Annotated in this window: 8 protein-coding genes; 4 read left to right on the forward strand and 4 right to left on the reverse strand. The window is 69.0% G+C overall.

Annotated elements, in window-relative coordinates:
- On the reverse strand, positions 1 to 1,249 hold a 1,249-nt coding region (locus MCM47_RS38565; RefSeq protein WP_238951620.1), incomplete at its 3' end, for an ATP-binding protein.
- Between the two features lie 902 nt (positions 1,250 to 2,151).
- Positions 2,152 to 2,799: an AraC family transcriptional regulator gene (locus MCM47_RS38570; RefSeq protein ID WP_238951453.1), complete on the reverse strand. Its 648-nt coding sequence runs from the start codon at positions 2,797 to 2,799 to the stop codon at positions 2,152 to 2,154.
- Between the two features lie 376 nt (positions 2,800 to 3,175).
- Here MCM47_RS38570 and MCM47_RS38575 point away from each other — a divergent pair, with 376 nt between their 5' ends.
- The 4 genes from MCM47_RS38575 to MCM47_RS38590 all read left to right on the forward strand — a co-directional run bounded on the left by MCM47_RS38575 (position 3,176) and on the right by MCM47_RS38590 (position 8,338).
- Positions 3,176 to 3,634 (forward strand): hypothetical protein, encoded by a 459-nt coding sequence (locus MCM47_RS38575; RefSeq protein WP_238951621.1) that lies wholly within the window; start codon positions 3,176 to 3,178, stop codon positions 3,632 to 3,634.
- 210 nt (positions 3,635 to 3,844) lie between these two features.
- Positions 3,845 to 4,285, forward strand: a complete 441-nt coding sequence (locus MCM47_RS38580) for a hypothetical protein (protein ID WP_238951622.1) — start codon at positions 3,845 to 3,847, stop codon at positions 4,283 to 4,285.
- 114 nt (positions 4,286 to 4,399) lie between these two features.
- Complete coding sequence (locus MCM47_RS38585) at positions 4,400 to 5,350, forward strand: hypothetical protein (RefSeq protein ID WP_238951456.1); 951 nt, start codon at positions 4,400 to 4,402, stop codon at positions 5,348 to 5,350.
- Between the two features lie 780 nt (positions 5,351 to 6,130).
- The gene (locus MCM47_RS38590) at positions 6,131 to 8,338 is read left to right on the forward strand and encodes a helicase associated domain-containing protein (RefSeq protein ID WP_238951457.1); all 2,208 of its coding nucleotides are present in this window, start codon (positions 6,131 to 6,133) and stop codon (positions 8,336 to 8,338) included.
- 374 nt (positions 8,339 to 8,712) lie between these two features.
- Here the strand turns inward: MCM47_RS38590 and MCM47_RS38595 are convergent, their stop codons facing one another.
- Positions 8,713 to 8,949 carry a hypothetical protein gene (locus MCM47_RS38595; protein ID WP_238951458.1) on the reverse strand — a complete coding sequence of 79 codons (237 nt, stop codon included), beginning with the start codon at positions 8,947 to 8,949 and terminating at the stop codon, positions 8,713 to 8,715.
- Positions 8,950 to 9,401: 452 nt separating this feature from the next.
- The gene (locus MCM47_RS38600) at positions 9,402 to 9,545 is read right to left on the reverse strand and encodes a hypothetical protein (protein ID WP_238951459.1); all 144 of its coding nucleotides are present in this window, start codon (positions 9,543 to 9,545) and stop codon (positions 9,402 to 9,404) included.
- Positions 9,546 to 9,761: the final 216 nt, after the last annotated feature.

Here is a 9,761-nt window from a genome sequence, read left to right on the forward strand (position 1 = left end):
CGAGCCGGTCGGCACGATCGGACTCGATCCAGGTCCGCATGCGGGGCCAGGCGCGGACGAGGGCTTCGTGCGCGATGGTGACGGTGTCGTTCTCCACGATGAGCAGCCGGCCGTTGGTGAACACCCCGACGAGGCCGGCAGGCAGGTCGGACCGGGCGACCCGGCGGCGGGTGTCCTCCGTTCCGTCAGTGCTCTCACCGATTCGGACCAGTCGCAGAAACATGGCCTGGGCTGCTGACTGCCCTGCCGGGTCGAGGCCGGAGTAGATCCGCTCGGCGCTGGTTGCCACGGCTTGGCCGATCCCGCCGGTGGTGCGGTACCCGCTGACGGTCAGGGCGTTGCCCTGCCGCTGGTTCCAGACGGCCCGCAAGGCGTGGGCCAACAGCGGCAGTCGGCCGGCTTCCCGCCCCGGCCACCCGAGGTCGGCCAGCATCAACTCCACCAGTCCGGGCTCCAGGACGAGTCCGACCTCCCGGGCAGGGAAGAGGATGGCCTCCCGAAGGCCCTCCTGCGACAGCGGCCCGACGACGATCTGACGGTGCTGCAATGCGGACCGCAGTTGGGGGTAGGTCACGCACTGGGAGTAGAAGTCGGACCGCAGAACGCAGACGACAAAGGCGGCAGGCTCCGGACCAGCGGCCAGAACGTCAAGGAGGTCGAGGAACGCTTGCCGCTGCGGCTCGTCGGTGCACAGGGTGAACAGTTCTTCGAGCTGGTCCACCACCAGCAGGAGGCGAGAGGTACCGGGCGACGCGCACGGCACGGAGGCAATCGCGTCCGGGCCCGCCTTGATCGCGCGACGGACATCCGCGGCAGTGACCCCGACGACCTGCTCCAGCCGGGCAGTCAGTTCGTCGACCGGCCGCTCGGTTGGGGTCATCACCAGCTGGCTCCAGCCGGCCGAACCGGGCAGGCGGCCTGCCGCCAGCGCCGGCAGCACCCCTGCCCGCAGTAGCGAGGACTTCCCAGCCCCGGACGGGGCGACGACAACGAGAGGCCCCTCGGCGTCGCGGTCGAGCTCAGCCAGTACCTGCGCGACGAGATCGTCCCTGCCGAAGAACCATCGGGCATCGCCCGGCTCGAACGGCTTCAGGCCAGGGTACGGGCAGTCCGCAGCGGCGACCACCGAAGCCCGCCGGGTCTCGCGTACACCGTCGAGGTAGTGGAGATGGACGTCGCCAGCCTCCGCCACGACCATGTCACGGCCGGACTGGTAAATCCTGGCCTCGTTGTGGGCCGTGGCGCTCATCGAAGGTGGCTGCTCCGACGCGTCCTCAGGCTCCTGCCTCCCTGTGCCGCTCATCATTCTGCGACACGCTCGCCCCGGACGGCCCGGTGCGACTGTAAGACGATCGCGCCCACCCTCAGCTCCCCCCACCGGATCCGCCGCCTCATGATGCCACCGCAGGAACGGCCCCGCCATAAGGGAAGCGTCTGTCCATTCAGCGGCTCTGTCGCTCGTTCGGTGGTGGCAGAGCACCACGTCGCCCTCGGCCGGCCCTCTGGGCCGAGGGCCGGCCGAGGGCGAGGACGCTCTTCCGGGGTCGAGCACATAGCCGAGCCCCCTCAAGAACCCCGTTCTCCTGGACGGTGCCGGGCTCTGCGAAGATCGTGACCCGGTGCGCACCGCACTCCATTGCCCGCGGTGCGCACCATTGTTCCTGGGGTGCCGTGCCGTCGGGCGTACGGGGGTGCGATCTACGATGGGCGTCGTGTGTGATGCCGTTGACTTCCCGGCTGACCTGCTGGAACTCCGGCACCGTTGGTACACCGCCGAGGCCGGAGATCGCCGATCCCACCGATGAGGAGCGGGCCGTCTTCGCCGCGGTCGGCGCCGAGCTGTACGCCCATCCTTACTGGGCGGGCGCCGAGAATCGATCAGGGCGGTCCAGGTGCCGCGCTGGACGTCGTGCTCTTCGATCCAGCCGACCGGGCGGCCGTCGCGCTGCAGTTCCTGGACGCCCGGGTGGTCGGGCCAGATGAGGCGGACCAGGCCGTCGCCGAGGGCGTATCGGGTTGGGGTGCCCAGGCCGCGATCCGACGGCACGCTCCCGCCGGTCGGACGCTTGAGGGCGGGCGCGGCACGCTGGCCACCGCCCGCTCGGCGCTCAGCCGCGCGGCGTGTGCGCGCTGGACCGACAGGGCAGTGGTTCAGCGATCGAAGACATGGGGCAGCCGTCCGTCAGTAGGAGACCCGCCCCTGGCGGCGGCATGGTCGGCGAGAGTGCACAGCTGTGCGGGGGTGAGCCCGGCCAGTTCACGGAAGTCACGGGTCATGTGCGCCTGGTCGTAGTAGCCGCACAGAGCGGCCAGATCGGCCAGCGATCGGCCGGCGTAGGACGGTAGGGTGAGTGCCCGTTGGAACCGCAGGATCCGGCTGACGGATTGCGGCGGCAGCCCGATCTGTTCTCGGAACAGCACCTGCAACCGCCGGCTGCCGCGGCCCGTGGCAATAGCCAGATCTTTGGCGGATAACTGCCCGTGGCACGCACGCAGCCGGCTCCATGCCTCGGCGACGACCGGCGAGGGCGGCGACGCGTCCGCCATGCGCCGCGTCAGGGCGCTGTCGATGACCGCCCAGCGCCCTTCCCAGTCCGGCACGGCGATGAGCTGCTCGGTGAGCCTCGCCGACCAGCCGGTTCCCAGCACCTCGTCCGGGTGCATGTGCCGGTTGGCCAGTTGGTGCAGCGGCAGCCTCAGACACGTGTACGCGCCGAGCGGGGTGAACTCCACCTCGACCGACTCCGCGACGCCCTCGTAACCCCCTTTCACTGGCGATGTCTGCAGGCCGGCGAGCATCGCATGCCATGTGGTCCGCTCCGCCGGGACGCCCCTCGTGCAGTGGAGCAGGTGCAAGGGATCTCCCCAACCCAGGATCAACGTCACTGTGGCGGACGGAAGAGTGAGCCTGACGGGTCCCGGCCCCGCAGTGCGATGACCTCGGTATGTCACGATCTGAGACCGTAACCGCCCGGGTGCGCGACGTTCCGCGTACCCGCCCCTGTGTGACGACTCCATGGGCGTCTCACCCTCCATCTGCGACCCCGCGGGCAGGTGCACGTCAACGATTCCCGTGAAGAGAGTGCGCCTTCGTACAAGGCGGGGGAATAGGCTCCGCCGCAATCTGGACACGCGCCGCACGGCGGCCCTGGAACGTCCCGTAGGAGGAGTCCGAATGCTCAGGAAGATCATCGCTACCGCGACGGTGACCACCGTGGCTGCGGGCGCAGTCCTCATGGGGTCCGCGGGTGCGGCCTCCGCCGCCCCGCTCTGGTGCGGGAGCTGGCTGAAAGAGCCCTCCAGGGCGACCAACATCTCGGCGGTACCCGGAACGACGGCATCCGTCTCGAGTCCGGGCAATGGCTACATCCGTGTCAACCAGGGTACGTACGGTGGGAAGTGGTACGCGTGGGCCAAGCTGTACAACGGCTGGCAGGGTGATCTCGTCGCGCTGATCTGGGTGAACCAGTCGAACTCGGCGTACTACCAGTGCGGCTCCCGGGACGGGTCATCCGAGTACTCCATGGACTACACCGCCGGTGTCGACGACGCGCACGCCTACAAGGTCCAGGCCAAGCACTGGCACAACGGCGCCGCCGGTATCTCGTACGGCCCGACCGTCATCTGGCGATAGCGCCCGAAGGCCACCCGGTCCGACGGGCAGTCAGTCCCTGGGCTTCGGCGAGGGGTGCGGGTGCGAACCGCTGCGGCGGTGGATTCGCTGCTCGGAAGGCCATGTGGCGTGAGGAGCCGGGCGGCGGGTTGCAGTCCATCGCCGCACACGTGCCATCCCGACCCGGCCGGGACGCCGAACGGAAATCATTCACCTCGTAGGAGGAAACCAGTGCTCAGGAAGATCATCGCCACCGCGTCGGTGACCACCGTGGCTGCAGGGGCGGTCCTCATGGGGTCCGCGGGTGCGGCCTCCGCCGCCCCGCTCTGGTGCGGGAGCTGGCTGAAGGAGCCCTCCAGGGCGACCAATGTCTCCGCGGTGCCCGGAACGTATGCGAATGTCGGAGGGTCCACGTACATCCGTGTCAACCAGGGCACCTACGGCGGGAAGTGGTATGCGTGGGCCAAGATGTACAACTACGGGTTCGACTCCGTGGCTCTGATCTGGGTCAACCAGTCGGACAAGGCGATCTACCAGTGCGGCAACCGGGACGGCGCACGGGAGTGGGCCCAGGACTACACCGCCGGCGTTGATGACGCGCACGCCTACAAGGTGCAGGCGAAGTACCAGCACTCGAACGTGTTCTACGGTCCGACGGTCGTCTGGCGGTGAGTGCGGCCGATGACCCCCTCGCGCGAGCAGGTGAGTCTCGTCGGCACAGACGTTTGTGAACCGGCTCCCGGTGCTGACGGCCACGGCCCTACGATGCCGCACCGGAAGGAGAGCATGAAGCGACGGAGGATCTCATCCGTACTACCGGCCGCGGTGATCTCTCTTCTGCTTCTGGTGTCGGCCGCATGCACCACCGCACCGAACGCCGGGACAGTGACCGACGCGCCCGTGATCACGCAGGGAGCGGGATCCGCAGGTCTTCTCGCGCTTCCCCTGGACGCCTATGAACTGCCGGACGCGGACTACCTCCAGGTGCAGCGGGCGACCATGCACTCGCTGCGTGATTGCATGGCCACTTACGGACTGACTCTCAGCGTTCCCGAGGTCCCCGCTTCCCGGTACCCCAGGCATGCGACCGCGCTCGGCTGGCTCGGTGCCCACGAGGTCGAGCGGTACGGATATCGAGGGCCGGCGAACTTCGCGGACGACATGGCAGCAGCCGCCCGACGTGGAAGTAGACCCATAGTCGTCCCCGAAGACCAGATAGCGGTGTTCGAAGGGAGCGTTCCCCGGTTCCAGGGGGAGACGGTGCCCGAGGGAGGGTGCGACGGGGAAACCCGCCGCACCCTCAACGGCGGAGAGGTCTCGATACCGATCGACGGACTCGACTCCACCGTTCCTCCCGAGCGATGGCTTCATGTCCTGGGATCTCAGGCCGGGGACCGGGCGCGCTCCGACGCGCGACTCTCCCCCACGGTACGGTCATGGAGCGAGTGCATGCGCGACCGGGGATTCCGGTACCAGAACCCCGATCAAGCGATGAGCGATCCTCGATGGAGTCCTGGCGAGGATGGCGCGGGCCAGCCGCCGTCCCGGGACGAGATCGAGACCGCAGTCGCGGACAGGGACTGTCGGGACAGGGTGAATCTTTCGGGAGTCCTACGGTTCCTGATTACTCAGTACGAGAACGAGATGATCAACTCGCAGGGCCATCGCATCCGCGAGGTTTCCGACCTCCTGAGGACCCGGGCCATGAATTCATCCAGGATCCTCAGTGCCCGCTGATGAACTTGGATGCGTGTGCCGGTGCCGTCGGGGCCGGCAGCACGTGATCGAGGTCTTCGAGGTGAAAGTTCTTGCAGCTCGGGGCATGATCGCGTTGTAAGACACCTCACGGCGCCAAGCCGTCAAGTCGGTGGCCGGTGGGCCGGTGGAGCGTGGGGCGGCGGCTGCTCTGGAGCGCCGGCCCAACCGGCCGCCCGACGCCCTGGCACAAGTACACCCCTCCACGAAGCCGGCCGCGCCTTCCTCCAGACGCACCTCGCCAGGACCGAACCCGGCAAGCCGTAGGCCCAGCCGAAGCGACGACCGAAAGCCTGGCCCCGACAACGGCCGACGCTCGACGCGGCGGGTGCTCCAGGTAGTTCAACCTCGTATTGGCCACCGCGGGCAAAGACTTCTGACGCCGCCACACAACGATGAGTACGACAAGCGTCCGCAACATCGCCTTTTGACCTTCGCGACCTCGCTGTCCCAAACACGTCGGCTTCCCAGAAGTGAGCGGACGGCCTAGTACTCCAGCAGGACTTCTCCATTTCCGCTGGTCAACGGCTTGGGAGTGGGAGTGTAGCGGGCGGGTGAGAGGTCAGGGGCGGTCTTCATGGGACCGCCCCTCGATCGTGTGCAGCCGTCGTTGGTAGTGGCAGCGTCGGGCGACGGCCTGGTGTTGTCGGCGCCAGGTGGACCAGTTCAGGGCATGAGCGCGAAGCGATCGCCGCGGCGGACGTGGGCGGTGGGGACCGCCGCCTGCCAGGAGTCGCCATCGCGGCGTTCATCCGCACCCGGGTGTTGGAGCCGGAGCGGGCGGAGTTCCGGCGGTGTCTGGAGGAGCTGCGCGCCTACCGGAAGGCGTTCGGGGACGTGAAGGTGCCCTACGCCTACACAGCGCCGTCCGGGCACCGGTTGGAGGTGTGGGTGGCCGACCAGCGGCGCTACAAGGCTGCCGACGTCCTGGACCCGGAGCGGGTGAAGGAGCTGGCCGAGCTGGGCATGGTCTGGTCGGCGTTCGACACGGCGTTCACCGACAACCTCACCGCGGTGGCCGGGTACGCGGCCGAGCACGGCCACGCCTGCCCGCCCAATGAGGCGGTGTGGGGCGGACGGCCGGTCGGAACCATCATGAAGAACCTCCGTACCGCGCAGCGCCGCACCGAAGCCCTCCAGCGGCGTGCCGAGGCTGGGGAGACCGGCCTGGACCGGACGGGGGCGCTGACCGCCGACCGCAAGAACGCCCTCGACGCCATCGACCACGCATGGTGTCCCACCTGGTCGGTCGAGTGGCAACGCTGCTTCGCCCTCGCCCGGCGGCACATCAAGAACGGCGGCACACTCGCCGGGGCCGCGCCGGGCAGCATCATGGTCCAGGGCGAGGACCTGGCTGGGTGGGGCCGCGCCCAGCAGGTCGGCTGGGACAAGCTCGCACCGGCGCAGCAGTGGGCACTGGAAAACGTCCTCGGAATCGAGCCGCTGCCGGAGGAGGAGAAGCCGGCGGTGAAGGTCTCGCACACGGTGAAGGAGCAGCCGAACCTGGCGGCGGCCGCGGAGCACGGGCCCGGGGAGGGGCACCTGAACGTGCCGCGCAAGCACAAAGAGCCACCCCATGGTGGAGATCAGCCTCGGCCTCCACATCGCCCACAGCCGCAGCCGCCTCGCCACCATCCCCACCACCCGCGCCGAACGACTCACCGAACTCGGGATGCGCTGGGAGTAACGCGGGTACCCAGAGCGGCAGGCAGACGGCCTGTCACCCCGGGGGTTGTCGCGTCCGGGCCTCACTGGGGTGAACGGGTGTCCTCCCATGCCACGGGGCACGACAGCGCCCGGCGCGACAGGAGACGCGACAACCCTCGCGACAGGGGCGCTGTGGCCGCTCACCGGGGGCGGTCCTTTGGCCGGGCAGAGCACGGCGTGCTGCACCTGACCCCATCGCCAGGTTGCGGTTGGGTGTCTTCCCGCCTGCACCGCCATGCCGTCGGGAAGCATGGACATGACCGTCATCGTCCAAGGGGGGACTTTACGATGAGCGCGTTAGACGATCTTGCATCCGGAGTGGTGCAACTGCTGTCCACCGCAGGCACCGCGGCAGCGACCGGCGCAGGGACCAGCGCTGCGGCGCTGGTGGGCGACCTGGTCCGCAGCCGCCTCACCAGCGCAGGACAGGGCGGAACGGTGACCGCGTTCGAGGCCGCCCCGCAGGACCCAGGCACACAGGCCGCCCTGCAAGGGGCGCTGGTGGCGGTGCTGGCCGCCGACCGGCCCTTCGTCGTCTACCTCACCAGCGTCATGCCCACCCCGCAGCCAGCGCCCCCCACCGGGCGGGCCGAACCCACCCTTGTCGCCTCCGGCGGGGGCGTAACCGTCCAGGGCAACGGCAACCGGCTCCGGGGCAACCTCGCCGGCCGCGACCAAATCATCAACAACATCCGCAACGGCGACCGCACCACCCTGGTGATCATCGCCCTGGTCCTCGTCGTCCTGCTCACCGCAGCCGTCTACGGGGGCGGCAAGCTTCTACAGGACTCGAACGGGTCTCTGACCGACGCCCGCGCGGTCGCCGCGATCCTGCCCAGCCAACCGGACCTGCCCGAAGGATGGGAGCTCGACCCGTCCACCCCCGGCTACACCAAAACCGGCACTGAGTGCACCAACGGCATCGACCGGCTGTGCCGCGGCGTGGTCGGCCTCTCGTTCGTCAGGTACCGGACGACCGAGTCATCCAACCCCGAGATCCCCGCGATCGTTGAGTTCACCGCAACGGCCTACTCCACCGAGGCCGACGCAGCAGCCGCCTACGAGGCCACCCCCAAGGCTCGCAATCTGCTGCAGCTCAAAGCCCGTGGCAACCAGTCGATCGCCACGGAGAACGGCACTGACAAGAAGACCCTCGTACGAGCTGGGACCGTCCTCGTATCGGTCCTGCTGTTTCCTGCGGACCCCTACGGCCGCAAGGCCGAGACCGCAGACCTGGACAAGTACACCAGCATGCTCGTCTAGCGGGCCCAGCAAGCCCAGCGCGGCAAAACACCGGACGCCCAAGCGCACTGACGTCGTCCAAAGCAGAAGGTCCGGGAACGAGCAGCCGGTTACGCGCATGCGGTCCCGACCCGAGGTGGATTCTCCTGTGCACCTGGACGGTGAGAGGCCGCGGGTTACGGGCTCGACGGGCCGACCGAGAACGGGGGCGCTGGGAGCAGGCCGGGGCTGGACGTGGACCGGGCGGTACAACGCGCCCGCTGCAACACGGCCCAGCCGCTGGCCGGGAGAGGCGAAGACCCAGCTCAGGGGTGCAGCACGGGCCGCGTTGCAGTCAGCGGCCAGGGGTGTGCGACCGCAGACGGGGCGGAGCCAGGCCGGCGAGGCCGTCCGGGTCAGAACCCCTCGTGCACCGCGAAGACGCCGCTGCCCCAGTACACGGACGGCTCGTCGGCCCCGCTCGGCCAGTCGCTCTTCAGATGGCGGCGGCCGTCTCCGAGGGCTCCGACCTGGTGCGGGCTCAACCGCCCCGCCATCAGGTCGTCCGCTTCGGCGTCCGTGATCGGCAGAACGGTCCGGTACTGCGCGTCCTGTGAGCCCACCCAGTCAACGTACTCGGTGAAGACGCTCACGAAGGCCTGCGAACAGAGGCCGCAGCGCTGGACAGAGACGATGAAATGCGAGTCGTCCTGAATCAACCTCTCAACCCGGACCCCGTTGCGGCTCTGATGGTGCTCCCCCGCCACCAGGGCATCCTCCGCGCAGCAAGCCGCGCACCCGAAACCCGCGTGGTCACTTCCATACTGCGGACCCATGGATCCCCCCGCCTAAGCCGTCCCTGATCGTTTGTCACCATAGCAACCCACCGGTGAAGGCCGTCCAAGAAGACCCTGAGCCGGCTGCTGTCGCCTCCCGACCTCGCACGGGGTAAGCGCCCATCTGCGCAGGTCACAGGGTGTGAAAGCGCCGATGCGACAGGGGGCGCGACGGCAGCCGGCTCTCACATGGCACGGTCCCGCTGATGACCTGTCTCACCGGAGTTTGACCGGCGAGGGTTTGTCTCATTCGAAGGTTGACTGCCAGTTCAAGCCGGGTAGAGCTCAGCGTGCCGCACCCGCACCTCCCACCACGGATCGGCCGGGGCCAAGACGCAGGCGGCCAGCAGCTCGCGCCGGGTCGGGGCGGGCAGCACCAGCGGCCCCAGCTCCTCCGCCTCCCGGCGGCGCACTGCGGGCACTCCAACCGGTCGGGGCCGGCCTCCGCAGCGTTCCGCGTCAAGGCCCACGACAACGACCCGAAACGCTCCGGCCAAGAGCCGGCCGGCCGCACGGTGCACTGGTGGTGTCCGCGCATGCCCCGGCCACACCAAAGCCGGATACCCGCCGGATTCTCAGCGCCCCGGACTTCGCCCCCGCGCAGCGAGGAGGTCCGGTTCGCCGAGATG

The organism is Kitasatospora sp. A2-31 (assembly GCF_022288725.1).
Classification (GTDB): Bacteria; Actinomycetota; Actinomycetes; order Streptomycetales; family Streptomycetaceae; genus Kitasatospora.